Annotated in this window: 30 protein-coding genes; all 30 read left to right on the plus strand. The window is 40.4% G+C overall.

The window, feature by feature from the left end; translation table 11 throughout:
• The first annotated feature begins 16 nt into the window (after positions 1-16).
• Entirely contained in the window at positions 17-238 is a 222-nt protein-coding gene (locus GD002_RS05215; RefSeq protein WP_153731388.1) for a flagellar FlbD family protein, read from the plus strand.
• Entirely contained in the window at positions 228-659 is a 432-nt protein-coding gene (gene fliL, locus GD002_RS05220; protein ID WP_153731286.1) for a flagellar basal body-associated protein FliL, read from the plus strand. The genes GD002_RS05215 and fliL overlap by 11 nt, the downstream gene beginning before the upstream one ends.
• 48 nt (positions 660-707) lie before the next feature.
• Complete coding sequence (gene fliM / locus GD002_RS05225; RefSeq protein WP_153731287.1) at positions 708-1,709, plus strand: flagellar motor switch protein FliM; 1,002 nt, start codon at positions 708-710, stop codon at positions 1,707-1,709.
• Positions 1,702-2,859: a flagellar motor switch phosphatase FliY gene (fliY, locus tag GD002_RS05230; protein WP_153731389.1), complete on the plus strand. Its 1,158-nt coding sequence runs from the start codon at positions 1,702-1,704 to the stop codon at positions 2,857-2,859. Before fliM ends, fliY begins: the two co-directional genes overlap by 8 nt.
• 23 nt (positions 2,860-2,882) lie before the next feature.
• Positions 2,883-3,245: a response regulator gene (locus tag GD002_RS05235; RefSeq protein ID WP_153731288.1), complete on the plus strand. Its 363-nt coding sequence runs from the start codon at positions 2,883-2,885 to the stop codon at positions 3,243-3,245.
• 8 nt (positions 3,246-3,253) lie between these two features.
• Complete coding sequence (locus tag GD002_RS05240; protein WP_153731289.1) at positions 3,254-3,940, plus strand: flagellar biosynthetic protein FliO; 687 nt, start codon at positions 3,254-3,256, stop codon at positions 3,938-3,940.
• Complete coding sequence (gene fliP, locus GD002_RS05245; protein WP_153731290.1) at positions 3,933-4,598, plus strand: flagellar type III secretion system pore protein FliP; 666 nt, start codon at positions 3,933-3,935, stop codon at positions 4,596-4,598. The genes GD002_RS05240 and fliP overlap by 8 nt, the downstream gene beginning before the upstream one ends.
• A 12-nt stretch (positions 4,599-4,610) precedes the next feature.
• Positions 4,611-4,880: a flagellar biosynthesis protein FliQ gene (gene fliQ, locus GD002_RS05250; RefSeq protein ID WP_153731291.1), complete on the plus strand. Its 270-nt coding sequence runs from the start codon at positions 4,611-4,613 to the stop codon at positions 4,878-4,880.
• Between the two features lie 4 nt (positions 4,881-4,884).
• On the plus strand, positions 4,885-5,661 hold the full coding sequence (fliR, locus tag GD002_RS05255; protein WP_153731292.1) for a flagellar biosynthetic protein FliR: 777 nt from the start codon (positions 4,885-4,887) through the stop codon (positions 5,659-5,661).
• Positions 5,654-6,745, plus strand: a complete 1,092-nt coding sequence (flhB, locus tag GD002_RS05260; protein ID WP_153731293.1) for a flagellar biosynthesis protein FlhB — start codon at positions 5,654-5,656, stop codon at positions 6,743-6,745. Before fliR ends, flhB begins: the two co-directional genes overlap by 8 nt.
• Positions 6,746-6,769: 24 nt before the next feature.
• Positions 6,770-8,800 (plus strand): flagellar biosynthesis protein FlhA, encoded by a 2,031-nt coding sequence (flhA, locus tag GD002_RS05265; protein ID WP_153731294.1) that lies wholly within the window; start codon positions 6,770-6,772, stop codon positions 8,798-8,800.
• Positions 8,800-9,915 (plus strand): flagellar biosynthesis protein FlhF, encoded by a 1,116-nt coding sequence (gene flhF, locus GD002_RS05270; RefSeq protein WP_153731295.1) that lies wholly within the window; start codon positions 8,800-8,802, stop codon positions 9,913-9,915. The genes flhA and flhF overlap by 1 nt, the downstream gene beginning before the upstream one ends.
• The gene (locus GD002_RS05275) at positions 9,908-10,774 is read left to right on the plus strand and encodes a MinD/ParA family protein (protein WP_153731296.1); all 867 of its coding nucleotides are present in this window, start codon (positions 9,908-9,910) and stop codon (positions 10,772-10,774) included. Before flhF ends, GD002_RS05275 begins: the two co-directional genes overlap by 8 nt.
• Before the next feature lie 4 nt (positions 10,775-10,778).
• The gene (locus GD002_RS05280; RefSeq protein ID WP_408020078.1) at positions 10,779-11,912 is read left to right on the plus strand and encodes a protein-glutamate methylesterase/protein-glutamine glutaminase; all 1,134 of its coding nucleotides are present in this window, start codon (positions 10,779-10,781) and stop codon (positions 11,910-11,912) included.
• A gap of 15 nt (positions 11,913-11,927) precedes the next feature.
• Positions 11,928-14,003 carry a chemotaxis protein CheA gene (locus GD002_RS05285; RefSeq protein ID WP_153731298.1) on the plus strand — a complete coding sequence of 692 codons (2,076 nt, stop codon included), beginning with the start codon at positions 11,928-11,930 and terminating at the stop codon, positions 14,001-14,003.
• Between the two features lie 17 nt (positions 14,004-14,020).
• Positions 14,021-14,488 (plus strand): chemotaxis protein CheW, encoded by a 468-nt coding sequence (locus GD002_RS05290; protein ID WP_153731299.1) that lies wholly within the window; start codon positions 14,021-14,023, stop codon positions 14,486-14,488.
• Complete coding sequence (locus GD002_RS05295) at positions 14,478-15,110, plus strand: chemotaxis protein CheC (protein WP_153731300.1); 633 nt, start codon at positions 14,478-14,480, stop codon at positions 15,108-15,110. The genes GD002_RS05290 and GD002_RS05295 overlap by 11 nt, the downstream gene beginning before the upstream one ends.
• On the plus strand, positions 15,111-15,605 hold the full coding sequence (locus GD002_RS05300; RefSeq protein ID WP_153731301.1) for a chemotaxis protein CheD: 495 nt from the start codon (positions 15,111-15,113) through the stop codon (positions 15,603-15,605).
• Positions 15,606-15,849: 244 nt separating this feature from the next.
• A complete protein-coding gene (locus GD002_RS05305) occupies positions 15,850-16,629 on the plus strand; it encodes a FliA/WhiG family RNA polymerase sigma factor (RefSeq protein ID WP_153731302.1) in 780 nt (259 codons plus the stop codon).
• On the plus strand, positions 16,626-16,925 hold the full coding sequence (locus GD002_RS05310) for an RNA polymerase subunit sigma (RefSeq protein ID WP_153731303.1): 300 nt from the start codon (positions 16,626-16,628) through the stop codon (positions 16,923-16,925). The genes GD002_RS05305 and GD002_RS05310 overlap by 4 nt, the downstream gene beginning before the upstream one ends.
• Positions 16,926-16,931: 6 nt before the next feature.
• Positions 16,932-17,420, plus strand: a complete 489-nt coding sequence (locus GD002_RS05315) for a helix-turn-helix domain-containing protein (protein WP_153731304.1) — start codon at positions 16,932-16,934, stop codon at positions 17,418-17,420.
• Positions 17,421-17,575: 155 nt separating this feature from the next.
• Positions 17,576-18,316 carry a 30S ribosomal protein S2 gene (gene rpsB / locus GD002_RS05320; RefSeq protein WP_153731305.1) on the plus strand — a complete coding sequence of 247 codons (741 nt, stop codon included), beginning with the start codon at positions 17,576-17,578 and terminating at the stop codon, positions 18,314-18,316.
• Positions 18,317-18,409: 93 nt separating this feature from the next.
• On the plus strand, positions 18,410-19,297 hold the full coding sequence (gene tsf / locus GD002_RS05325) for a translation elongation factor Ts (RefSeq protein ID WP_153731306.1): 888 nt from the start codon (positions 18,410-18,412) through the stop codon (positions 19,295-19,297).
• Between the two features lie 81 nt (positions 19,298-19,378).
• Positions 19,379-20,104 carry a UMP kinase gene (gene pyrH, locus GD002_RS05330; RefSeq protein WP_153731307.1) on the plus strand — a complete coding sequence of 242 codons (726 nt, stop codon included), beginning with the start codon at positions 19,379-19,381 and terminating at the stop codon, positions 20,102-20,104.
• On the plus strand, positions 20,104-20,661 hold the full coding sequence (gene frr, locus GD002_RS05335) for a ribosome recycling factor (RefSeq protein WP_153731308.1): 558 nt from the start codon (positions 20,104-20,106) through the stop codon (positions 20,659-20,661). The genes pyrH and frr overlap by 1 nt, the downstream gene beginning before the upstream one ends.
• A gap of 132 nt (positions 20,662-20,793) precedes the next feature.
• Positions 20,794-21,585: an isoprenyl transferase gene (locus tag GD002_RS05340; RefSeq protein WP_153731309.1), complete on the plus strand. Its 792-nt coding sequence runs from the start codon at positions 20,794-20,796 to the stop codon at positions 21,583-21,585.
• Positions 21,582-22,376 carry a phosphatidate cytidylyltransferase gene (locus GD002_RS05345; RefSeq protein ID WP_153731310.1) on the plus strand — a complete coding sequence of 265 codons (795 nt, stop codon included), beginning with the start codon at positions 21,582-21,584 and terminating at the stop codon, positions 22,374-22,376. Before GD002_RS05340 ends, GD002_RS05345 begins: the two co-directional genes overlap by 4 nt.
• Positions 22,377-22,395: 19 nt before the next feature.
• Positions 22,396-23,538, plus strand: a complete 1,143-nt coding sequence (dxr, locus tag GD002_RS05350) for a 1-deoxy-D-xylulose-5-phosphate reductoisomerase (RefSeq protein ID WP_153731311.1) — start codon at positions 22,396-22,398, stop codon at positions 23,536-23,538.
• Positions 23,539-23,586: 48 nt separating this feature from the next.
• Positions 23,587-24,846, plus strand: coding sequence for an RIP metalloprotease RseP (rseP, locus tag GD002_RS05355; RefSeq protein WP_153731312.1), 1,260 nt, complete (start codon positions 23,587-23,589; stop codon positions 24,844-24,846).
• A gap of 18 nt (positions 24,847-24,864) precedes the next feature.
• Positions 24,865-26,559 (plus strand): proline--tRNA ligase, encoded by a 1,695-nt coding sequence (locus GD002_RS05360; protein ID WP_153731313.1) that lies wholly within the window; start codon positions 24,865-24,867, stop codon positions 26,557-26,559.
• Positions 26,560-26,615: the final 56 nt, after the last annotated feature.

Here is a 26,615-nt window from a genome sequence, read left to right on the forward strand (position 1 = left end):
GGCCTGGCCCTTACATATGATTAAAGTAACGCGATTGAATCGGACTACATTCACATTGAATGCATTATACATAGAGAAGATCGAGTCGTTTCCAGATACGACGATTACGTTGACGACAGGGTCAAAGTATATCGTCCTTGATACGGTTGAGGAAGTGAACAGCCGGATCATTGAATTTTATCAAGCGGTCCAATTGCTGTCGAATCCGCATACCCGGGGTGAAGAAGATGAAGAATAAATTATTGACGATTTCATTGATTATTTTAGTAAGTATCACATTGATTGGTGTGGTAGCTGTCGTTCTTATTTTGAATTTTAATAAAGGTGATGAAGCTTCAGAGAAGGGGCCGAATATTGATGAGATTATTGAATCCTCTGTTGATATAGAAGAAATTACAACCAATCTTTCTGGACGTAATTTTATTCGTGTGTCTTTGAAGATTCAAACAGACAGCAAGAAAGCAGCGGAAGAATTGACGAAGCGTGATTTCCAAGTGAAAAACCTCGTCATCCAAGAGCTTTCCGAGTTATCTGCGAAAGATTTTGAAGGCAAAGCAGGGAAACAGCAGTTCCAAGATTCCATCAAAGCCCAGCTGAATGAACTAATGCAAGACGGTAAAATAGAGAAAGTGTATATTGTCTCTTACATTATTCAGTAACGGGCGTTATGGTCTGTAAGAGGTGCTTACGCAAGAGGAGGTGGGCTTATGTCGGGAGATGTACTGTCCCAAAATGAAATAGATGCGTTGTTATCTGCGCTATCAACGGGTGAAATGTCAGCAGAAGAAATGAAAAAGGAAGATGAGACCCGGAAAGTAAGAGTATATGATTTCAAACGGGCGTTGCGTTTCTCAAAAGATCAGATTCGAAGTTTAACACGAATCCATGAGAATTTCGCTAGATTGCTGACGACGTATTTTTCCGCTCAGCTGCGTACATACATCCAGATCAATGTGGTGTCGGTCGATCAGATACCGTTTGAAGAGTTTATTAGTTCCATTCCGCACATGACATTAATTAATATATTTGATGTTTCGCCATTAGAAGGTAATATTTTGATGGAAGTCAATCCGAATGTCGCGTATTCCATGCTTGAGCGGCTAATGGGTGGGTTCGGCTCAAGTTCCGGAAAAGTTGACAATATGACGGAGATTGAAACGAAGATCTTAACTAACTTATTTGAGCGTTCTTTTGATAATTTACGGGAAGCTTGGTCGGGGCTAATTGAAATTGATCCGTACCTTGCAGAAATGGAAGTGAATCCTCAATTTTTGCAGATGATCTCACCTAATGAAACAGTCGTTGTCATCTCCTTCAATATTGTCATCGGAGAATCGAGTGGTATGATTAACATTTGTATACCACATATCGTTCTAGAGCCGATTATTCCAAACTTATCGGTACGTTATTGGATGCAGACGAATAAAAAAGAACCGACACCTGAGCAAAGTGTGCTACTCGAGAAACGAATCAAAAAAGCCACATTACCAATTGTTGCTGACTTAGGTAAGGGAGAAATATCCGTAGAGGATTTTCTTTACTTGCAAATGGGAGATGTCATTTCATTGGATACCCGAATTGATGAGCCGCTTACGATCAGGGTGGGAGAGACACCGAAATTTACTGCACAGCCAGGAAAGATGCGAAATCGAATGGCTGTTCAAATAATGGATATTTTGGAGACGGGAGGGGATGAGGATGATGAGTGATAACATTCTCTCACAGGAAGAAATTGAAGCGTTATTGCGTGGCGAAACGCTGGAACCGGCTGAGCAATCAGAGCCCGATTCAGCCGAGATACAAATTAGTGATTACTTAACAGAGATGGAGCAAGACGCACTCGGGGAAGTTGGAAATATTTCATTCGGCAGTTCAGCGACAGCCTTGTCAGCGTTACTTGGACAAAAAGTGGATATTACCACGCCGACCATTTCACTGATCAATCGCGATGAGTTGGGTGACGAGTTTGTCCATCCTTATGTTGCGATAAAAGTGGAATATACAGAAGGTTTGAGCGGAGCAAATTTGCTTGTTATTAAACAAAGTGACGCAGCTATTATCGCCGATCTAATGCTTGGCGGAGATGGTACCTCTCCAAATGAAGAGTTGGGCGATATTCATTTGAGTGCTGTACAGGAAGCGATGAATCAAATGATGGGCTCTTCTGCCACATCGATGTCGACCATTTTTAATAAAAAGGTAGATATATCACCTCCGACAATTGACTTAATGAATATTCAGCTAGATCAAGGAACAGAACATATTCCTCCTCATAACTTGCTGATTAGAGTGTCATTTGATTTGAAGGTAGGCGAGCTGATCGACTCTAATATTATGCAGTTGTTCCCGCTTGAATTTGGGAAGAAGCTTGTTTCTTCATTAATGGGAGAAGAAGAAGCCGCAACAGTTACGGAAGAACTACCTGCAACACCACCAGTTGCAGATGCTCCGTATCAAGCTCCGCCACAACCGGAGCCCTCTTTCCAAGCACCACCTCAACAAGCGGCACCATTACCGCAAAGACCAGCACAGCCGCAAGTACAAGTGCAACAGGCTGAGTTTGCAAGCTTCCAAGCACCTAGTTTGAGCAAGGAAGAATCAAATAATTTAAATATGCTACTTGATATACCACTTCAAGTAACGGTAGAATTAGGCCGTACGAAACGTTCCGTCAAAGAAATATTAGAAATGTCTGGCGGCTCGATCATTGAACTGGATAAGTTGGCGGGTGAACCGGTCGATATTCTAGTCAATAATCGCTTTATCGCAAAAGGTGAAGTGGTAGTTATCGATGAAAACTTTGGTGTCCGTATTACGGATATACTGAGTCAGATGGACCGATTAAATAATTTACGATAGAAGATATCTGGAGGGGAATTTGTATGGGAAAACGAATTTTAGTAGTAGACGACGCGGCATTTATGCGCATGATGATCAAAGATATTTTAACAAAAAATAATTATGAAGTAGTAGGAGAAGCGGCAGATGGTGCACAAGCCGTAGAGAAGTATAGTGAATTAAAACCAGACTTGGTGACGATGGATATTACAATGCCAGAGATGGACGGTATAGCTGCGCTAAAAGCAATTAAAGGCACCGATCCTTCCGCGACCATCATTATGTGTTCAGCAATGGGGCAACAAGCAATGGTAATTGACGCTATCCAAGCAGGAGCAAAAGATTTTATCGTTAAGCCATTCCAAGCGGACCGAGTGATTGAAGCGATCGACAAAGCGTTGAGCTAAATCGCCTTATGAAAGCAAAACTATTTATCAAAGGGCTTATTACCCTAATCGTTTGTATTGTCTTATGGATTCCTCCAGCGCATGCAGAGACGGATCCGAACGTTAGTGTCTCCGATTGCATAGGAAAAGGAAAAGAATGCGGTACTGCCGATCCTGCAGCCGATAAAGTAGACAATGAGACAGTTTCCGACACCGAGCCTTCTACTGATACACCAAAAGGTCTATCAGCTTGGGATTATATTCGAACATTACTAGCTTTTGTCTTTGTGATCGGCTTGCTTGTATGGCTGTTACGTTTCTTAAATAAGCGCAATCGTAGTTTCGATCAAAATCGCTTAATGACCAATTTAGGCGGAGTTCCACTTGGGCAACATAAATCGATTCAATTAGTGAAAATGGGAAATCATTATTTTGTTGTAGGTGTGGGCGAAAATGTACAACTTTTGAAAGAAATCGAAGATCCCGCTGAAATCGAAGAATTGCTGGCACGCTATGATCGAGATGATCGTGTGATACAAAATGGATTGTTGACTCAGCTATACCAGCGATTTTTTAAGAATAAAAAGTCTGAAAATACTTCAGTGGAACCCACCGATTTCAGTCAATTGTTTTCATCCAAAATAGAAGAGATTAAAGCAGATCGAAAGCAGCAATTGGATCGATTGAAGGGGAAAGGGAGCGACCGGGATGACTGACTTTCTAGAATCATTTTCAAACAGTGATCCGGCCAATGTCTCTACTTCAATAAAAATGCTGTTGTTATTGACAGTTCTGTCTCTTGCTCCAGCTATTTTGATTTTAATGACCTCATTTGCACGGATCATTATTGTTTTGTCTTTCGTACGAACGGCTCTTGCCACTCAGCAGATGCCACCCAATCAGGTGTTAGTTGGACTAGCATTGTTTTTGACTTTCTTCATCATGGCACCTGTCTTGCAACAAGTTAATGATGAAGCACTGACTCCGTTGTTTGATGAAGAAATAACCTTGGACGAAGCGTATGAACGTGCAAGTGTGCCGTTTAAAGAGTTTATGAGTACACATACGAGACAGAAAGATTTGGAATTATTCATGCGTTATAATCAAATGGAACGTCCTGAAACAATTGAGGATATACCGCTGACTATGATGGTTCCAGCATTTGCGTTAAGTGAAATTAAAACAGCCTTTCAAATGGGTTTTATGATATTCATTCCATTTTTAGTGATTGATATGATTGTAGCCAGTGTCCTCATGTCAATGGGGATGATGATGCTACCACCTGTTATGATTTCATTGCCATTTAAAATATTACTGTTTGTTTTGGTGGACGGTTGGTATTTAATTATCCAGTCATTGTTACAAAGCTTTTAGGGAGGGATTCAGTTGACGAGTGAATTTGTTATATCCATTGCAGAACGGTCAGTATGGGTCATTCTTCTCGCATCAGGTCCTCTCTTGATCGTTGCGTTATTGACTGGTCTTGGAGTCAGTATTTTTCAAGCCACTACACAGATTCAAGAGCAGACATTGGCTTTTGTTCCAAAGATTATTGCGGTCATGGTTGCCATCGTGTTTTTTGGTCCATGGATGCTGTCGTATGTTACAAATTATGCGAGTGAAATCTTTTCTAATCTCTCTAGGTATATCGGGTGATTGAATGAATGAGCTCATTCCGTCATTGCCTGCATTTTTACTCATTTTAACACGTGTTACATCTTTTTTTGTTACACTGCCGTTATTTTCTTACCGTTCCATCCCGGCGACACAGCGCTTGATCTTTGCTGCTCTACTTGCATGGATGATGTCCTATACAGTGGATGTGCCAGATATAGAAATTGATGGTCAATACATATTGCTTGTGATAAAAGAAGCGGTTGTCGGTTTGTCGATTGGCATTGCCGCTTTTATTATTATGGCAGCCATCCAAGTGGCGGGAGGGTTTATCGACTTCCAGATGGGCTTTGCTATAGCCAACGTCATTGATCCGCAAACAGGCGCACAGTCCCCTTTGCTTGGTCAATTTTTCAATTCATTGGCTATGTTGCTGTTGCTTGCAGTAAATGGCCATCATATGTTGCTGGATGGGATTTTCTACAGTTATGAGTTTGTTCCGGTCAATCAGCTATGGCCTCCATTCGGTGATGCGAATGTGGCGGAATTCATGGTTGTAACATTCGCCAAAGCTTTTGCTATTGCCTTTCAAATGGCGATTCCTGTCGTTGCTACTTTGTTTCTAGTAGATTTGGCTCTTGGGATTACTGCCAGAGCAGTTCCACAGTTAAACATTTTTGTGGTTGGTTTCCCTATTAAAATTGGAGTTAGCTTTCTTGTATTAGTGACCATGTCAAGTGTATTGATTGCACTAATGAAAAAGCTATTTGAAGTGATGATCATCACGATGAGAGACCTGATGGTACTGCTAGGAGGTGGGTAGATTGTTGCTGACACTTGATTTGCAATTCTTTGCCGGCGAAAAAACAGAAAAAGCTACCCCGAAAAAAAGAGAGGATTCACGGAAAAAGGGACAAGTATTGAAGAGTCAGGACGTTACGAGCGCGATCGTTCTATTATCTGTGTTTCTTTTCATGTTTTTTGCAGCAGGGTTCATGAGAGATCATTTCTTTCTGTTTTTCCGTGAATCATTCACTCATTTTATTCCTATACATACGATGAACGAAGATCAAGTCATGTTAGTTTATATGGATGTTGTTAAACAGATGGCTATCATTTTATTGCCTATTATGATCATTGCTGTGATCGCGAGTATTGCAGCCAATTTGATTCAATTCGGTTTGCTGTTCACTGGGGAGCCATTAAAATTTGATTTAAAAAAGATTGATCCAATTAAAGGTTTAAAACGTATATTTTCAATACGTGCCATTGTAGAGTTATTGAAATCCATTCTGAAGATTTCATTTATTGGAACGGTGACAGCAATGATCATTTGGATGAATTTAGGACAAGTATTAGATCTTGCTTTTCGAACACCACAAATGACGTTATTGACGATTGCTAAATTAGTAGGACTGATGGGCATTGTCGCTTCATTTGTTTTACTTTTCATTTCAATATTGGATTTCTTGTATCAGAAATTTGACTATGAAAAAAACCTAAGAATGTCCAAGCAGGATATTAAGGATGAACATAAAAATATGGATGGTGATCCGCTCATCAAATCTCGGATTAAGCAGCGTCAGCGAGAAATGGCTATGCGTAGAATGATGCAAGAAATACCGCAGGCAGACGTTGTTATCACGAATCCTACTCACTTTGCCATTGCGTTAAAGTACGATGAGGAACAGATGGATTCACCTATTGTCGTGGCGAAGGGTGCAGATTTTATTGCACAAAAGATCAAGATGATTGCCAAAGAGAATGATATCGTCATGGTTGAAAATCGTCCGCTAGCCCGTTCTATGTACGATGAGGTCGAAATCGGTGATCGGATACCAGAACAGTTTTTCAAGGCTGTGGCAGAAATTTTAGCGTACGTCTATCGCATTCAGCGAAAAATATAAGTGAAATGAGAAAGTAGGGGTGACATGCAGTTTAAAGATATCGGTGTGCTTGCAGCGGTTATAATGATCGTTGCGATGCTAGTCATCCCATTACCCCCATGGTTATTAAGTTTCTTAATCATCATCAATATTACTTTAGGCTTGCTTGTTTTATTGACAGCCATGAATATGCAAGAAGCGTTACAGTTTTCTATATTTCCGTCTTTGCTATTATTACTGACGTTGTTCCGCCTTGGTCTCAATGTCTCCACTACGCGTGCAATTCTTTCAGAAGGAGATGCGGGTGGCGTAGTCGACACATTTGGTACGTTTGTAACAGGTGGAAATATCGTAGTTGGTCTTGTGGTCTTTGTAATTTTAATCATCATTCAATTTATTGTCATTACAAAAGGTTCTGAACGTGTTTCTGAAGTCGCAGCTCGTTTCACACTAGACGCGATGCCTGGTAAGCAAATGAGTATTGATGCGGACTTGAATGCCGGGATGATTTCTGATACGGAAGCGCGGGCAAGACGTGAAAAAGTTAGTAACGAAGCGGATTTTTATGGTGCGATGGATGGTGCGACGAAATTTGTTAAAGGGGATGCAATTGCAGGGATCATCATTGTCATAATCAACTTACTAGTTGGTATGATCATTGGCGTGGTTCAAATGGATCTACCTTTTGCAGAAGCAGCCACTCAATTTTCTCGTTTAACGGTTGGGGACGGAATCGTTTCTCAAATTCCAGCTCTACTTATTTCTACAGCAACCGGTATTGTAGTGACACGTGCAGCATCTGAAGGGAATCTTGGAACGGATATCACCAATCAACTACTAGGGCAGCCCAAACTGCTTTACGTAGCCGCTGTCACGGTGTTTTTGCTTGGTCTTGCAACACCTATTAATGATATCTTGACTATTCCAATTGCATTAGCATTAGCAGCAGGTGCCTTTATGATGTCACGAAAACCTGAGGAAAATCCAGACGAGTTGCTTGAAATGGAAGAGGAAGTAGAAACAGAAGGACTAAAGCGGCCTGAAAACGTAGTCGATTTACTGAATGTCGACCCAATCGAATTTGAATTTGGCTATGGCTTGATACCGCTCGTTGATGCGACACAAGGTGGGGATTTACTGGATCGTGTGGTAATGATCCGACGACAGTTGGCGATTGAACTGGGATTAGTAATACCTGTCGTGCGCATTCGCGATAATATTCAGTTGCAACCAAATGAATACCGAATCAAAATTAAAGGTAATGAGATGGCAAGAGGAGAATTATTATTGGATCATTATCTGGCGATGAGTCCTGGCGGAGAAGACATGATTGAGGGGATCGATACAATAGAACCTTCATTTGGACTTCCTGCAAAATGGATCACGGAAGATGCAAAAGAAGAGGCTGAGATTATGGGCTATACGGTGGTTGATCCGCCTAGCGTTGTTTCTACTCATGTAACAGAAGTGATACGTGCGAATGCAGCGGACTTGTTGGGACGGCAAGAGACAAAACAGTTGGTCGATCATGTGCATGAGACCTATCCAATTTTGGTTGATGAATTGACACCTACGCCATTATCAATTGGTGAGATTCAAAAAGTGCTGGCCAAGTTGTTAAGCGAGCAAGTATCTGTTCGGAACTTGCCTATTATTTTTGAAACACTAGCTGATTATTCAAAATTCACGTCCGATGTTGATGTGTTAACTGAATATGTCAGACAATCATTAGCTAGGCAGATTACTAGTCAATATGTTGTAGGTAGTGAGGCATTAAAAGTATTAACAGTTTCCGGAAAAGTAGAAAAGTTGATTGCTGATAGTATACAGCAGACGGAACAAGGAAGCTTCTTATCCATTGATCCCGCACAGTCTCAAGCTATTCTAGAGAGAATAGCGCAAGAAATAGAGCGTGTAGCGTTGCTAGATCAAGCACCAGTTATTTTGTGTTCTCCGGCCATTCGAATGTATTTGCGTCAAATTACAGAACGTTATTTCCCACAAATACCTATACTGTCTTATAATGAACTTGAAGCATCTGTAGAAGTCCAAAGCGTAGGGGTGGTGGATATTTAATGAAAATGAAGAAATATACAGCCTCTACCATGGTGGAGGCTATGAAAAAAGTACGTGAAGATTTTGGGGATGATGCAGTCATCCTAAGTTCAAATGTGACGAAGACGAAAGGTTTTCTTGGTTTCTTTCAAAAGCGTTCAGTGGAAGTAGTCGCTGGTTTTGATCAAAAGATAGAAAAGCAGCCTTATGAACCACCCATACGTCCTGTGGTACAACCTGTATTTGAATCGGATACAACAGATCAATTACAAAAAGAGATGCAAGAAATGAAAAAACTGATAAAAGGGATCCAGCAAAGTGATCGTACACTTGAAAAGTATCCCGATGAGTTGTTGCCTCTATTGACAAGACTGCAGTCACAAGGACTTGCACAGGAATATATAGTTGAAGTTGGCGATTCGTTATACCAACAAATGAAAAAGGATAAAAAAGATTCAACTGCGAGTGAACAACTTGAATTAATGAAAAAATGGTTTTCCGCCAAACTGAAAGATGTACCGTTCGGCGGAATTTCTTATACCAAAAAATATATAAATGTACTTGGTCCAACTGGAGTAGGGAAAACTACAACGATCGCAAAAATTGCGGCCCGCGCATTGTTAGAAGAAAAAAAGAAAATAGGCTTCATCACAACCGATACGTATCGTATTGCTGCAATCGAACAATTACGGACATATGCGAACCTGCTCCAAGCACCAGTGGAAATCGCCTACAACGAAGCGGATTTTCGAGAGGCTATTGAAAAGTTGGCAGACCGTGATTTGATCTTCATCGATACGGCTGGACGTAATTATAAAGAAGCTAAATTTGTAGAAGATTTACAGAAACTAGTGGACTTTTCATTAGATATGGAAACATATCTTGTTCTGTCCACAACATCAAAAGAACAAGATATGGACGTGATTGTTGAGCGTTTCGAAAAATTTCCGATTGAAAAATTCATTTTCACGAAAATAGACGAAACAAGTTCTGTTGGCTCGATGATCAATTTAATGCTGAAATACAATATTGGCATGGCGTATTATACAGATGGTCAAGAAGTGCCGGAAGATATTACCGAAGCCACGTTTGAGAAAGTATTCTCTCTTTTGTTAGCAGGTGATCTAGATGCATGATCAAGCAGAGGCGTTACGAATGAAAATGTTAAAAGCACATAGAAAAACAGCCCGCTCTGTAGCGATCATTAGTGGAAAAGGCGGTGTTGGTAAATCTAATTTTACAGCCAATTTCTCCTATTCACTTGCAGCGAAAGGTCAGAAAGTAATCATTGTAGATATGGATATCGGGATGGGCAATATCCATATTTTATTTGGAGCGACACCTAATCATAGTTTAAAAGATTACTTGACAGGTTCCAAAGAGTTACAAGATGTGATCACTCCTTTGGATAATGAGTTGGCTTTTATTGCAGGCGGTTCAGGTTTAGAAACGGTAATGGAGTGGTCTGAATCAATGTTTGATCGATTGATTGAAGGCTTTTCCATTCTGCAGGCAGACTATGATGTGATTCTATTTGACATGGGAGCTGGAGCTACTAAAAGCTCGATCGATTTAATACTGGCAGTGGACGAAATTATTTTAATCTCAACTCCAGAACCAACGTCAATTACAGATGCTTACTCGATGATGAAATTTATTTGTATGCAAGATGCTGACAAAACTTTTCATATTGTCAGTAACAGGGTAATAAAAGAAGAGGACGGACGTGATTCGGTAGCGAGATTACAACTGGCCATGCGCAAATTTTTATCGGCTGAAACGAATGTCCTTGGATTTTTACCTGATGATACCAATGTACGCAATGCAGTAGTCGCGCAAACCCCTTTCGTGAAACTATATCCAAATTCACAAATTACCAAACGGATGAAAGTCATAACTGAGTCATTTTTACTCGGAGATCAGCCTCATACTTCTATTGAGACGTCAGGATTCCTCGGGAAATTAAAAAGTATTTTTCGGAAAGGGCGTGGCTGATTTGATGATGGGCAAGAAAAAAAGAGTGCTTGTCGTAGATGATTCAGCTTTTATGCGGAAGTTAATTTCAGATATGCTGAATGAACATCCGCTAATGGAAGTCATTGGTATTGCTAGAAATGGAAAAGATGCAGTTGACAAAGTACGCACGCTTCAACCGGACGTGGTGACGATGGATATTGAAATGCCTGTAATGGACGGATTACAAGCATTGAGAGAAATGATGGATCATAATCCGGTTCCCGTTGTCATTCTATCTAGTACCACAAAACATAATACAGAAAATGCTGTGTTAGCCATTGAATATGGAGCAGTGGATGTGATCGCAAAACCAGGCGGTGCAATCTCTTTGAATCTCCACGAAATCGAAAAAGAAATTGTTGAAAAAGTGTTTGCCGCGTCAAATGTCGGAATACAATCACTTACTAGGAAAATCACTCCTGTTACGAATCGCTATTCATCTTCATTGCCTATTGAAAAGAAGGAAACGCCAAATATAAATAAAATGATCACAGAAACAACAAGTAATTTAGCAAGTTTTTCTAAAAATAAAGCCCACACTGCTAAAACCTTTGTTATAATAGGTACATCGACAGGGGGGCCTCGAGCCTTACAAGAAGTGATAACACGCCTACCCGCAGATTTCCCTTCACCTATTTTAATAGTGCAACATATGCCACCTGGATTTACTAAATCGCTAGCTGAACGTTTAAATGGTTTGAGTGATATTTCGGTAAAAGAAGCTGAAAATGGTGAATTACTATCTAACGGTACAGCATATATCGCACCCGGCGGAAAGCACATGAAGTTCGAGAAAACGTTGGCAGGCTATCAAATTTTGCTAGATGAGAAAGAGGCACCGCGTTCTGGACATCGCCCAGCCGTCAATGTTTTATTAGAATCTGCTGCCAAGCATCCCGAGGTAGAATATGTGACGGTAATTATGACCGGTATGGGCTATGACGGGAAAGAAGGAATGGAAATATTACGTGCTTCTTGCAAGACCGTTACAATAGCGGAATCAAAGACTACTTCCGTCGTTTATGGAATGCCTAAAGCCATAATAGATGCTGGTCTAAGTGATGAGATAAAAGATGTTCAGCAGATCGCAGATGCGATTATGGGAAATTTGAAGTGACTAGGGGGCTTTACAATGGATACGAATCAGTATTTGGATATGTTCATCGAAGAAAGTAAAGAACACTTGCAAGCTTGCAATGAACAGTTGCTAGCGTTAGAAAACAATCCGGATGATCTAGGAATTGTGAATGAAATTTTCAGAGCTGCCCATACGTTAAAAGGGATGTCTGCCACGATGGGTTTTGAAGATATTGCAGATTTGACACATAAGATGGAAAATGTCTTAGACGCCATCCGAAACTCTAAAATTAGCGTAACGACTGAAATATTAGATGTCGTGTTTGAAGCAGCCGATGATTTAGAATTAATGGTTCTGGATATCGAGGCTGGCGGCGATGGCAAAAAGGATGTCAGTAACTTAGTGAACACACTGAATAGGATTGAAGCGGGAGAACCCCTTGATCTAGCAGAGGATACTGTTGCTGTCACGACAGAAGAAGTTCCAGCAGACGTGGTCACTTCATCAGGTGTTTATTATGATGAATTTGAATTAACGGTGATCTCGCAATCCTCAGAGCAAGGTTTCAATGCATATGAAATAACTGTACAGTTACGGGAAGATTGCTTACTGAAAGTAGCTCGAGTGTTCATGACGTTCGAGATTTTAGAAAAGTCAGGCGAAGTAATTAAAACAGTTCCTACTGTTGAAAAACTGGAAAATGAAGAGTTCGATCAAAAATTTACGATAGTTTTATTAACGAATGAAGACGCGGACGAATTAAAAGCGAAAGTCATGAAAGTATCCGAAATTGAAGATGTGCGTATTACCCATATTACGGATGAGTATGTGCAGAAGTATAAACAGACTGAATTAGAGCAGCAAGATGAACAGTCTCCAGAAGTTCAAAATGAATTAAATGCACCAACTGTAAAAGCAGAAAAGACAAAAGATACGCCAAAGGAATCTGCACAAACGAAAAAGACGTCTAATTCCACTTCAAATAAAACCATACGAGTGAACATTGATCGTCTTGACATTTTGATGAACTTATTTGAGGAGCTTGTCATCGATCGGGGAAGACTCCAATCGATCGCAAGTGAGTTGCATAATCCTGAGCTGAATGAATCAGTGGAAAGAATGACAAGAGTGTCAGGAGATCTTCAAAATATTATTTTAAATATGCGAATGGTTCCTGTAGAAACTGTCTTTAACCGTTTTCCTAAAATGGTCCGTCAGCTAGCACGTGATTTAAATAAAAAAATCAACTTGGAAATTATTGGTGCAGAAACAGAGCTAGACCGGACGGTTATCGATGAAATCGGAGATCCGCTCGTCCACTTAATTCGAAATGCCTTAGATCACGGAATTGAAAGCCCAGAAGAGAGAATCGCAAAAGGGAAGCCAGAGGAAGGTACTGTCACTCTGCGCGCCTATCATTCTGGAAATCATGTCTTTATTGAACTAGAAGATGATGGCGCAGGTGTTAATCGTGAGCGTGTAGTAAGTAAAGCAATTGAACGAGGAATCGTCAGCGAAGAATTAGCTTCTACCTTATCTGATCGACAAGTGGCCGAGCTGATCTTAGCCTCTGGATTTTCAACTGCAACAGCCATTACAGATGTCTCAGGACGCGGAGTTGGCTTGGATGTAGTGAAGAACACTATTGAATCTCTCGGTGGTCATATTTCAATTGATTCGAAAGAAGGAAAAGGTTCCTTATTCCAAGTACAATTACCGCTTACTTTATCCATCATTTCGGTAATGTTAGTAGAACTGGATCAGGAAATCTATGCGATCCCACTGTCTTCCATTATAGAAACAGCTATCATTCAAAAATCGGATATTTTAAACGCGCATAATCAGCCAGTCATTGATTTCCGAGGGACAATCGTACCTTTAGTAGATTTAAAAGAGATTTTCGAAATGAAAGATCAAGAAGTAGTTGAGGAAGATTTCCAGTCTATTGTCATTGTGCGTAAAGGTGAAAGTTTAGCGGGCTTGGTTGTAGATTCATTTATTGGTCAGCAAGAAATTGTTTTAAAATCACTTGGGAACTACTTGCAGAGTGTGTTTGCAATTTCAGGCGCCACCATACTCGGCAACGGCCAAGTGGCACTAATTGTCGACTGCAATGCACTGATTAAATAATCGAGGTGACAAAAAGTATGACAAAAGCTGTAGAAGTAAGTGACATGAAAGTAATCGTTTTTCAACTAATGAATAAAGAATATGCTATCGGTTTGGATGTGGTGGAATCCATTGAGAAATCCTTATCCATTACGCGTGTGCCTAGAATGCCTTCATATGTAAAAGGAGTATTGAATTTACGAGGCGTTGTGACACCAGTAGTAGATTTGCGAGATCGCTTCGACATGGAACCAAAGGAATTTGATGAATCTAGTTGTATAATTATTGTTTCACATGCTGAATCAGAAGTTGGATTAATTGTTGATGATGCCAATGATGTGATGGATGTACCGACAAGTGCAATCGGACCTCAACCTGAAGTGGTGGGTTCAGTGGAATCAGAATTTATTTCCGGCGTTGCCAAAGTAGATAAGCGTCTTCTCGTCATGTTGAATCTGGAAAAAGTATTGCAACCGATCAAAAAGGGGAATGCGGATGAATTCTGAAAATGAAATCACCGAAATGCATCTCGATGTATTGAAGGAAATTGGTAATATAGGTGCTGCTCATGCCGCTACTTCATTATCACAACTTCTAGGGCATAAAATTGATATGCGTGTCCCAAATGTAGAGCTTGTTTCATTCGACGAAATGTTTGAACTCGCAGGAGGTACGGAAACGATTGTCGCTGGAATCTTTTTGCGGATTGAAGGAGATTTGACGGGTAGTATGTTTTTTGTATTAACCATCGAATCTGCTACTCAATTCATCCGTAAATTGACCGGAGATGTAGAATTTGTATTTACGGATGTGGAGGACTTAGGTCTAGGTGCCTCTGCATTGCAAGAATTAGGTAATATTCTATCAGGTTCTTATTTGTCGGCACTGTCTGACTTTACATCCTTGAATATATATCCGACTGTACCTTCTTTGAGCGTGGATATGGTAGGTGCGATCGTCAGCTTTGGTTTAATTGAAGTATCCCAGTATAGCGATGAAGTGATCGTAATTGAAACGGAAATTTTGCAAGAAGGGGAACAAGGGATTTCAAGTTTAGCGGGACATTTCTTCTTACTACCCGATCCGCCATCGTACCGTACAATATTCAGTTCTTTAGGTGTATTGTAAATGCAAAATACTAAAACAGTGATACGTGTCGGAATTGCGGATATGAATATCGCCAAAACTCCTCAGACGATTCGCACATCGGGTCTAGGTTCATGTGTAGGCGTAGTACTGTATGATTCATCAAAAAAGATAGCGGGTATGGTACATGTCATGTTGCCCGATAGTCAATTAGGTAAGTCCACTAAATTAAATGTCGCCAAATTCGCAGATACCGGTATTTATGCCATGATGGAAATGTTGAAGACACAAGGTGTTCGACCCTTTGGGATTAAAGCCAAGATTGCCGGTGGTGCGCAAATGTTTCAATTTGGCTCCAATGATACCATCCGAATCGGTCCAAGAAATGTGGAAGCTGTCAAACAAGAGCTAAAAAGACTCTCCATCCCTATCGTGGCAGAAGATACAGGGGGATCGAGCGGTAGAACCATTGAATTCGATCCGGAAACCAGCATACTGCATGTCCGAACGGTCAATGTAGGAACGCGGGAGCTCTAATTAGAAACAACATAACGAAAAAGTAGCCAAGGAAATATGCTAGTTGATCAATGTTCCAGCCAAGCCTTCCGGAAAGTGTCCGCCTGGATTGTTGATCAATGGTAATCTACCCACCTCCCTTTTCTTTTGTCTACAAGCTGTGGCGACTATTTCATTAGTCGCCTTTCTTTATGTGAATTTGCTATACTATTAGATAAGAAGAAAAAGTAGACAGACGGAATCTGACAGGAAAGGCGTGAATTCGATGACAAAGCAGGAAACAACTGAACGGCATCAGTGGAAGTTATGGCTCGAAGACCGTGATCCTGATGCAGGTGACACGCTAGTCCAACTGTATACACCATTAGTAAACTATCATGTTCAACGAATAAGTGCTGGTCTGCCGAAAAACGTCTCACGGGATGAAATTAAATCGCTAGGCTATCAAGGCCTATTCGATGCATTGACGAAATTTGATCCTACACGCGATTTAAAGTTTGATACGTATGCTTCATTTCGTATCCGAGGGACAATCATGGATGGCTTACGAAAAGAAGATTGGTTATCACGTTCCTCGAGAGAAAAATCCAAGAAAATGGATGAGGAAATCAGCAGGCTCGAACAAACCTACTTACGAACAGTCACTCCAGAAGAAGTTGCGGATCATCTAGGAATTACAACAGAGGAAGTATATCAGACCGTTCATGAACAATATTTTGCGAATGTGCTATCTATTGACGAAAAGATGAATGATGAGGAGGAGCAAAACGACCAAACCTTCATCTTGCGCGATGAACAAACGAAGACACCGGAACAGATGGCTGTCAAAGGCGAACTACTCGGTGAACTTGTTGTGAAAATTAAAGAATTAAATGAAAATGAACAACTTGTTCTGAGTCTATTTTATCAAGAGGACATGACGCTTACTGAGATCGGTGAAATTTTAAGTTTATCTACGTCTAGAATATCTCAAATTCATTCCAAAGCATTGTTTAAATTGCGGTCACTGCTAGCGGCCGAGATAACAGACGGGGGGATTTTATGAGCTTGAAAAGTATTGAACTTCAAATTGCTATTCCCAAAACGTTTGAAGCGGGCAAAATAGCCGAACAAAAGCAGCAACAATCACAAATTGCTCAGCAACATGCCAATGCATCTACAGAAAAACAAGTGCAGAAAAATCAAGAGACTGTTTTAGAGTCAGATCCATATGCTAAACTGAACCCGGATGAACGACAGCCCGATGAGCAACCCGAACAACAACAGAAAGAACAACCTCAGAAAGAAGAACAGCGAGTTAAACATCCATTCAAGGGCTCGTTTTTCGATTATAGTGGGTGATGGAACATGGGAATCGTACTTGCAATTTTATTTATCTTACAAATTATTAGTTTTATGATCATTACGTTACTTTATATGAAAATTGCCAAATTCAATAATCTGGAGAAAAAACAGCAAAAACTTATGCAAGAGATGGATCAATCCGTGATGGCCTATCTGGTAGAGATTAAGGAAGAGAATGATCGATTGATCGAACAATTGAATGGGAGAATGGATAGTAAACGAGAACCTGAAGCGTCTCCTTCATCTGTATTTAAGGCAGAATCAGCTGCCATACAAGAAAAAAATCTACAAAAACCACATTCAGTTCCCGTTAATTTCGCGATTCGTTCTTATCAAGAGTCTGCCGCTACAACCGATCAACAAGAGATGAAACCTTTAGACGATCGTGACAAGGCAAAGCAGCTTCGTGCGCAAGGTAAATCTGTGCAGGAAATAGCGAAAGAACTTGGAAAAGGGCAGACGGAAATTGAGCTCTTATTAAAATTTGGTTAATAGCAAGATACTGCTGTTGCAAAAGTGCTGCATCTATGTTATTTTAGTAGATGGTATTACTACACACGCATACGGACGAATAAGTTGGTGCCATTTTGTTTGGTCGCTTTTTCGCTAGAAGTACGCGGAGGACAAAAACCATAGGAGGAATTATCATGTCAGTAATCTCAATGAAGCAATTACTAGAAGCAGGTGTTCATTTCGGACACCAAACACGCCGTTGGAACCCGAAAATGAAGAAGTACATTTTTGTGGAGCGTAACGGTATTTACATCATCGATCTTCAAAAGACTGTAAAAAAATTAGAGGAAGCTTACAACTTCATGCGCCAAGTCGGTGCTGATGGTGGAAAAGTCCTTTTCGTAGGTACAAAAAAGCAAGCACAAGAAGCGATCAAAGAAGAAGCAGAACGTGCTGGAATGTACTATATTAACCAACGTTGGTTGGGCGGAACGTTGACTAACTTTGGAACAATTCAAAAACGTGTGGCTCGCATGAAAGCAATTGAGAAAATGGCAGAGGACGGTACATTTGATGTGCTACCTAAAAAAGAAGTTTCTCAGTTGAACAAAGAGCACGAACGTCTTGTGAAGTTCCTTGGCGGTATCCGTGATATGAAATCATTGCCAGATGTTATTTTCATCGTAGATCCACGCAAAGAGCGTATTGCTGTTGCAGAAGCAATTAAATTAAATATTCCACTCGTTGGAATCGTAGATACTAACTGTGATCCGGACGAAATCGACTATGTCATCCCGGCGAACGACGATGCAATCCGCGCAGTACGTTTACTTACAAGCAAAATGGCAGATGCTTTGATTGAATCCCGTCAAGGTGAAGACGATGAAGCGACTGCTGAAACAGCGAACGAAACAGAAACTGTAGCTGCAGAGTGAAATGAGTAAATGACGAGACGATAAGCGGCGATCCCCTTATCGTCTTTTTTAAAGTAATGATTGTAGATGAACTATATTAGGAGGAATTTTCAAATGGCAACAATTACAGCCCAAATGGTTAAAGAGCTTCGTGAAAAAACAGGCGCAGGTATGATGGACTGCAAAAAAGCATTATCTCAAGTTGATGGAGATATGGAGGCTGCTATCGATTTCTTGCGTGAAAAAGGTCTTTCTAGCGCAGCGAAAAAAGCGGACCGTATTGCAGCAGAAGGTGTAGCAAATATTTTAGTTCAAGGTAATGATGCGATTATCCTTGAAGTAAATGCTGAAACTGATTTCGTTGCGAAAAACGAAGGATTCCAGCAATTAGTTAAGGAGCTAGCGGAATTCTTGCTTGCAACAAAACCTGCTACAGTTGAAGAAGCAAACGAATCTAAAATGGATAACGGCTTGACTGTTTCTCAACACATTTCCAATGCAGTAGCTAAAATTGGTGAGAAAATTACTCTTCGCCGTTTTGAAATTCGTACAAAGAAAGATCAAGATGCATTTGGACCATACTTGCACATGGGTGGACGTATTGCTGTGTTAACAGTTGTCGAAGGTTCAACTGATTCTGAAGCAGCGAAAGACGTTGCAATGCACATTGCGGCAATGAATCCTAAATACGTTTCACGCGATCAAGTTTCTGCAGAAGAAGTAGAACATGAGCGTAAAGTATTGACTGAACAAGCATTGAATGAAGGAAAGCCAGAAAATATTGTGGCGAAAATGGTCGAAGGTCGTCTTGGGAAATATTTCGAAGAGATTTGTGTATTAGACCAAGCATTCGTTAAAAACTCAGATCAGAAAGTCCGTGATTTCGTTAAATCAACTGGTGGAACATTAGTTGAGTTTATTCGTTATGAAGTGGGCGAAGGTATTGAAAAGCGTGAAGATAACTTTGCTGACGAAGTAATGAGCCAAGTTAAAGGTAACTAAGTCCAGAACTAACATACAGAGGGGCACATCCATTATGTGTTCCTCTTTTTTCGGAGAATAGGAAATTGCAGGAGGGTCTACATGAGTATTCCAAAGTATAAGCGGATCGTGTTGAAATTAAGTGGAGAAGCGTTGGCAGGAGAACAAGGTTTTGGTTTGTCTCCGAAAGTCATAAAATCAGTTGCAAATCAAGTAAAAGAAGTCGTGGAACTAGGCGTGGAAGTGGCTGTAGTTGTAGGCGGAGGCAACATATGGAGAGGTAAAGTCGGAAGTGAAATGGGAATGGACCGTACAACTGCTGACTATATGGGAATGCTTGCTACAGTGATGAATTCTCTCGCATTACAAGATGCGCTTGAAAAACTAGGACCTGAAACTCGCGTGATGACCTCCATTGATATGAGACAAGTGGCAGAGCCTTACATACGCCGAAAAGCTATCCGTCATTTGGAGAAAAACCGTGTCATTATTTTTGCCGCAGGAACAGGAAATCCATATTTCTCTACAGATACGACGGCTGCGTTACGTGCTGCTGAAATAGAAGCGGATGTTATTTTAATGGCGAAAAATAATGTGGATGGTGTGTACTCAGCAGATCCAATGAAAGATGAAAATGCAACAAAATATTTAGAGCTTTCCTACCTCGAAGTCATTAGTCAAGGTCTTGAAGTGATGGACTCTACAGCTTCAACACTATGTATGGACAATGATATACCTCTCGTAGTATTCTCAATTATGGAGGATGGTAATATTAAAAAAGCCGTGCTTGGAGAAGATATCGGTACGGTGGTCAGGAGGAATAAGTAATGACGAAAGAAATTATGAATCAAACAAGTGAACGAATGGAAAAAGCACATAGCGCCTTTTCAAGACAATTAGCGTCAATTCGTGCGGGAAGAGCTAATGCGAGTCTTTTGGACAGAATTTCTGTGATGTATTATGGTGCACCTACACCTTTGAACCAGATGGCTGGAATCTCCGTACCTGAACCTCGTCTTCTTGTTGTGCAGCCCTATGATAAAACTACAATTGGTGATATCGAGAAAGCGATCATGAAATCTGACGTTGGCATTACTCCGTCTAATGATGGCTCTGTTATTCGCCTAGCTGTTCCTGCTTTAACAGAGGATCGTCGAAAAGAATTGGTAAAAGAGGTTAAGCGCGAAGCAGAAGATGCAAAAGTAGCTATCCGCAATGTCCGTCGTGACAGTAATGAAGATCTCAAGAAGATTGAAAAAGATGGGGAAATTACAGAAGATGAATTGCGCCGCTATACGGATCAAGTCCAAAAGTTAACGGATGATTTCATTGAGAAGATCGATCAGACGGCAAAAGACAAAGAGAATGAAATTTTAGAAATCTAAGTACAGAACTTTCTATAAGGAGGAGCGTCCTACTTTTAGGACGCTCTTTTCTGTCTTTTGCATGCTATTTGCTATGCAATTTGGTAGGATAGGCTGTAGGAGTATCCGAAAAGAGCCAAGTGGGGGAACGCTATGCTTAGAAAACTAATGCGAAAAAAAACGGAAGACGTTCATTTATTGAATGACCGGATCGAAGCCGTTAGAAAAAGACAGATTCCTAACCATGTCGCTATCATCATGGATGGAAATGGAAGATGGGCGAAACAACGGAAAATGCCAAGAATTGCTGGCCATCATGAAGGTATGAAAACCGTCCGTCAAATTACCAATTTCGCAAATGAACTGGGTGTGAAAGCTCTGACTCTCTATGCATTTTCTACTGAAAATTGGAAAAGACCGAAAATTGAAATCGACTTTTTGATGAATCTACCTGGCGAATTCCTCAATACATATTTACCTGAATTAATGGAAAAAGGCATAAAAGTAGAAATGATAGGAAATATGGATGCACTTCCTGCACACACTAGAAAAGCCATTATAAAAGCAATTGAAACAACAAAAGATAATCAAGGACTCATATTAAATTTTGCCATGAACTATGGAAGTAGATTGGAACTAGTTCATGTAATGAAAGAACTTGCAAAAGAAGTGTCAGAGGGCACATTAGAAATTAACAGTATCAATGAAAATTTAATTGATTCTAAATTGATGACCGCACACTTACCAGAACCTGATTTATTGATCCGTACAAGTGGAGAAGTTCGTTTGTCTAATTTCATGCTTTGGCAACTTGCGTATGCAGAATTCATATTTACAAATGTATTATGGCCAGATTTTAATGAAGAATGTTTTATGCAAGCAATTGAAGATTTCCAAAATCGGGATCGTCGCTTTGGAAGCTTGGAAGGAGATCAGAAAGGATGAAGCAAAGAATCATTACAGCCATCGTAGCACTTGCATTTTTCGTTCCAGTCATCGTAATAGGCGGGTTGCCTTTCATCATTGCGATCTATGCAATTGCTACGATTGGTTTATATGAATTACTTCGCATGCGAAATATGTCTATTTTCTCGGTTTATGGGATTTTATCGTGGGTAATCTTACTGGTGATCTTATTGCCTTCCCAATGGACTGAACAAGTAGAAGGCTATCTTCGTTTAGAGAAGATGGAAATGATCTACGTATTGGTACTACTGCTTTTAGTTTATACGGTAGTGGTGAAGAATCGATCAACATTTGAAGACATTTCATTTTCTGCAATGAGTGCATTGTACGTAGGAATTGGGTTTTATTATTTAATAGAAACTCGCTTATTTGGTTTGGAGTACATAGGCTATGCACTATTAATCATTTGGTCGACTGATTCTGGTGCATACTTTGTTGGACGCAAAATCGGCAAGCGAAAACTTTGGCCAGAGATCTCGCCCAATAAAACAGTAGAAGGATTTGTTGGTGGGATTATTTGTGCCGTTCTTTTATCGCTCGTGTACAATATGTTTTATCCTATTGCAAATTCCTATGTGACGTTCATACTCATAACGATTGTAGCGTCCATAATCGGTCAAATGGGAGACCTGGTGGAATCAGCATTGAAACGATTCTACAACGTAAAGGATTCAGGCACACTTTTGCCTGGACATGGCGGAATTATGGATCGATTTGATAGTCTACTTTTCGTTTTGCCGCTCCTTCATTTTGTTCAGTTCGTCGGATAACGGAAAGGAAGTTATATTTATGAAGAAGATTAATTTACTTGGTGCGACTGGCTCCATAGGCACACAAACACTGGATATTATTGCGGCTAACCCAGATCGATTTACGTTAACATCGATGTCTGCCGGTAAAAACATTCAAAAAGTGAGTGAAATCATAACACAGTTCAAACCTAAATTGGTATCAGTCATGAATGAGAAAGATGCAGTGTTCTTACAAAAAGAATTTCCAGATATCACAATCGTTCATGGAGAAGAAGGATTGATTGAAGCTGCAGTTGGTATAGAGGCAGATGTGTTGTTAAATTCGGTCATTGGTAGTGTGGGTTTGAAGCCTACACTCGCTGCAATAGAAGCAGGGATGACGATCGCGATCGCCAATAAAGAAACACTGGTCGCTGCCGGAGATCTTGTAGTACAGGCTGCTAAACAATATAACGTGCCTTTAGTCCCTGTCGATAGTGAACATTCTGCTTTATTTCAATCATTGAATGGAGAAAATCCAAAGCGAATTACTCAACTGATTTTGACAGCATCTGGAGGTAGCTTTAGAGAGTTTAGTCGTGATCAGCTTCAACATGTAACGGTGGAACAAGCTTTAGCGCATCCGAACTGGTCGATGGGCAATAAATTGACGATTGATTCAGCGACGATGATGAATAAAGGGTTAGAAGTGATTGAAGCACATCATTTATTCGCGATGCCGTATGACCAAATTGAATGTTTACTTCATAAAGAAAGTATTATCCATTCCATGGTCGAGTTTGAAGATACGAGTGTCATGGCTCAGCTTGGGTCTCCAGATATGCGTGTGCCCATCCAATATGCATTGACGTATCCGGACCGTATTCTTATGGCTAATGCGAAACGTCTTCGACTAGATGAGATCGGCAAACTTCATTTTGAAAAAATGGATTTTGAGAGATTTAAGGCCCTATCTTTTGCATATGATGCAGGTAGGGAAGGAGGCACTATGCCCACTGTGATGAATGCTGCAAATGAAGTGGCTGTTCAGTTGTTCATGGAGGGGCGTATTTCATTCATGCAAATCGAAGATATTATTGAACAAGTGATGGATGAGCACGAGACCATTAACGCACCGAGTCTGGAAGAAATTTTGGAGACAGATCGCATTACGCGGAAAAAAGTGTATGGTATAGTATAGTATCGAGATTAATTTTAGGCTGTAATAGCCGATGAAGGTGGTTACTGAATGGAAACTGTTATTGCGTTCGTTGTGATATTCGGAACACTTGTAGCATTCCATGAGTTTGGACATTTTCTCTTTGCCAAAAAAGCAGGAATCATGGTACGTGAATTCGCTATAGGTATGGGTCCTAAAATTTTAGCGATTCGTAAAGGAGAAACACTCTATACCATACGTTTGCTCCCGCTAGGTGGATACGTACGGATGGCAGGAGAAGATTTTGATACTGTTGAATTACAGCCAGGATATCGAGTAGGATTGTTACTGAATGCTCAAGATGAAATAGAAAAGATTTATTTGAATCGTAATGTCTCCAACCCGAACATATTAAATCTAGAAGTAGAAAAATCGGATTTGGACAAGGAATTGTATATTGAAGGATACGATGAAGAAGGAAAATTAGTCCATCTAAAAATCTCCAGAACGGCTATGATTATTGAAAAAGGCCAAGAAACATTGATTGCTCCTTATGATAGACAATTTGAATCCAAGTCATTGGGCAGCAGAGCCTTGGCTATTTTTGCCGGACCGTTGTTTAACTTCATTTTAGCCTTCTTTATATTTTTAGCTCTCGGTTTACTGAATGGTGTACCGACAAATGAACCGATTATTTCAGAAGTAAAGCCTAATACACCAGCGCAGATGTCAGGTTTGAAAAAAGGTGACCTCATTACAGGTGTAGATGGGAAGAGTATCGATTCTTGGACGCTATTTTCCCAAGCCATTCAGGAAAGTCCAGGAGTACCTTTAGCGTTAGAAGTGGAACGTGATGGGAAAACGCTACCTATAGAGGTGACACCTGAATCATTAACGGATGCGGGTAAAGAATATGGGCAGATTGGTGTCATTTATTCGAGTCCACTTGAAAAAGGATTTATTAAATCTGTAGTGTTCGGTGCAGAACAGACCTATACATGGACTGTGAAGATTTTCGAATTACTCGGTCAGCTCGTAACGGGTCAGTTTTCCATTGATGCATTATCAGGTCCTGTCGGTATTTATAAAGCGACTGAAGAAGTAGCTCAATATGGTATTTTCAATTTAATGAATTGGGGAGCTGTGTTAAGTATCAATTTAGGAATCATGAACTTACTACCATTGCCAGCTCTAGATGGAGGAAGATTATTATTCTTTCTATTTGAAGGCTTACGTGGAAAACCGATTGACAAACAAAAAGAAGGCATGGTGCACTTTGTCGGTATTATGTTGTTGATGGTCCTGATGCTTGTCGTGACATGGAATGACATTCAGCGATTTTTCTTCTAAAAAAGGTGGAAGTATATCATGAAACAATCAAAAACGTTTATACCAACGATGCGAGAGAACCCATCAGATGCAGATACCCGCTCCCATCAATTGCTCTTGCGGGCAGGGTACATACGTCAGAATGCGAATGGTGTCTACACGTATTTAACGCTGGCGCAAAAAGTCCTTCGCAAAATCGAAAAAATCATACGCCAAGAAATGGAAGCGATCGAGGGGATAGAAGTCATACTGCCCGTATTGCAACCATCTGAACTATGGAAACAAACTGAGCGTTGGAATTCCTATGGTCATGAATTGTTTCGCATGAAAGATCGTCAGTCTAAAGAATTTGCTCTTGGTCCTACTGACGAGGAGGTCATCATCTCTTTACTGCGTGACGAAGTAAAATCCTATAAAAAATTACCTTTGACATTGTTTCAAATTCAAACAAGTTTTCGTGATGAATATAAACCTCGCTTAGGTTTGCTTGGTAGTCGCGAATTTATTTTGAAAGATGCATATTCGTTCCATGCAACAGAAGAAAGCTTAGATGAAAAGTATGCAGAAATAATGCAAGCTTATACAAATATTTTTACACGTCTTGGTATGCATTTCCGTATGGTCATTGCAGATATTGGAAAGACAACACATGAATTCATTGCATTGGCGAAAATTGGTGAGGATAAGATTGCTTTTAGTGATAGCTCCTCATACGCTGCCAATATCCAGATGGCAGAGGTAAACGTTGACTATGAGAAATCAGAGGAAAAGCTTAAAGAAACAGAAAAAGTGGCAACACCAAATCAACGGAGTATTGAAGACGTAGCAACATTCTTGTCTATGGAACCTGAAAAGATATTGAAGTCTTTAGTGTATAAAGTGGACGAGAATTTAGTGCTAGTTGTATGTCGTGGAGATCATCACGTTAACGATAGTAAGTTGAAAACTTCACTTGCCGCTAAACAAGTAGAGTTAGCATCAGAACAAGAAATTGAAGAGTTGCTTGGCTGTCATGTAGGTTCCATTGGTCCAGTCAAACTGCCGATCGGGGTAAAAGTTTTTGCGGATCATGCAGTAGCATCTGTAGTAAACGGAGTGGCAGGCGCAAACGATGACGACTATCACTTGATCAATGTGAATCCAGAACGCGATTTTGCCATCGATGACTATTTAGATATCCGATTCATACAAGAAGGAGACGTATCTCCTGACGGCATGGGAATGATTAAATTCGCGGAAGGCATAGAAATTGGTCATATCTGCAAGCTAGGCACTACATACAGTGCGCAAATGAAAGGTAATTTTTTAGATGAACAAGGAAGAGCAAAACCTTTTATTATGGGACGTTATGGTCTCAATGTAACACGGCTTCTCTCAGCTATTGCAGAACAGTTTAATGATGAAAGTGGTTTAATGTGGCCTAAACAGCTAGCTCCATTTGATATTCATCTAGTCGCTATCAATGTGAAGGACGAGATTCAAAAACAACTAGCCGATGAACTGTATGCTGTATTGGAATCTTACCGATATGATGTGCTATACGATGATCGCCCCGAAAGAGCAGGTGTGAAATTCGCTGAGTCGGACTTGATTGGTTTGCCTGTTCGGATTACAATCGGTAAAAGAGCAGATGAAGGAATTGTAGAAGTGACATTCCGAGACAGCGGAGAATCATTTGATTGGCAAAAAGAAGAAGTTCTAGAAAAATTACAATCATTTTTCAGTGCAGAATAATAGAAGGAAGGGGAGTCCGGTAACGGAACTTCCCTTCTTTTCGCGATAGATCGGAG

The organism is Sporosarcina obsidiansis (genome assembly GCF_009651005.1).
Lineage (GTDB): Bacteria > Bacillota > Bacilli > Bacillales_A > Planococcaceae > Sporosarcina > Sporosarcina obsidiansis.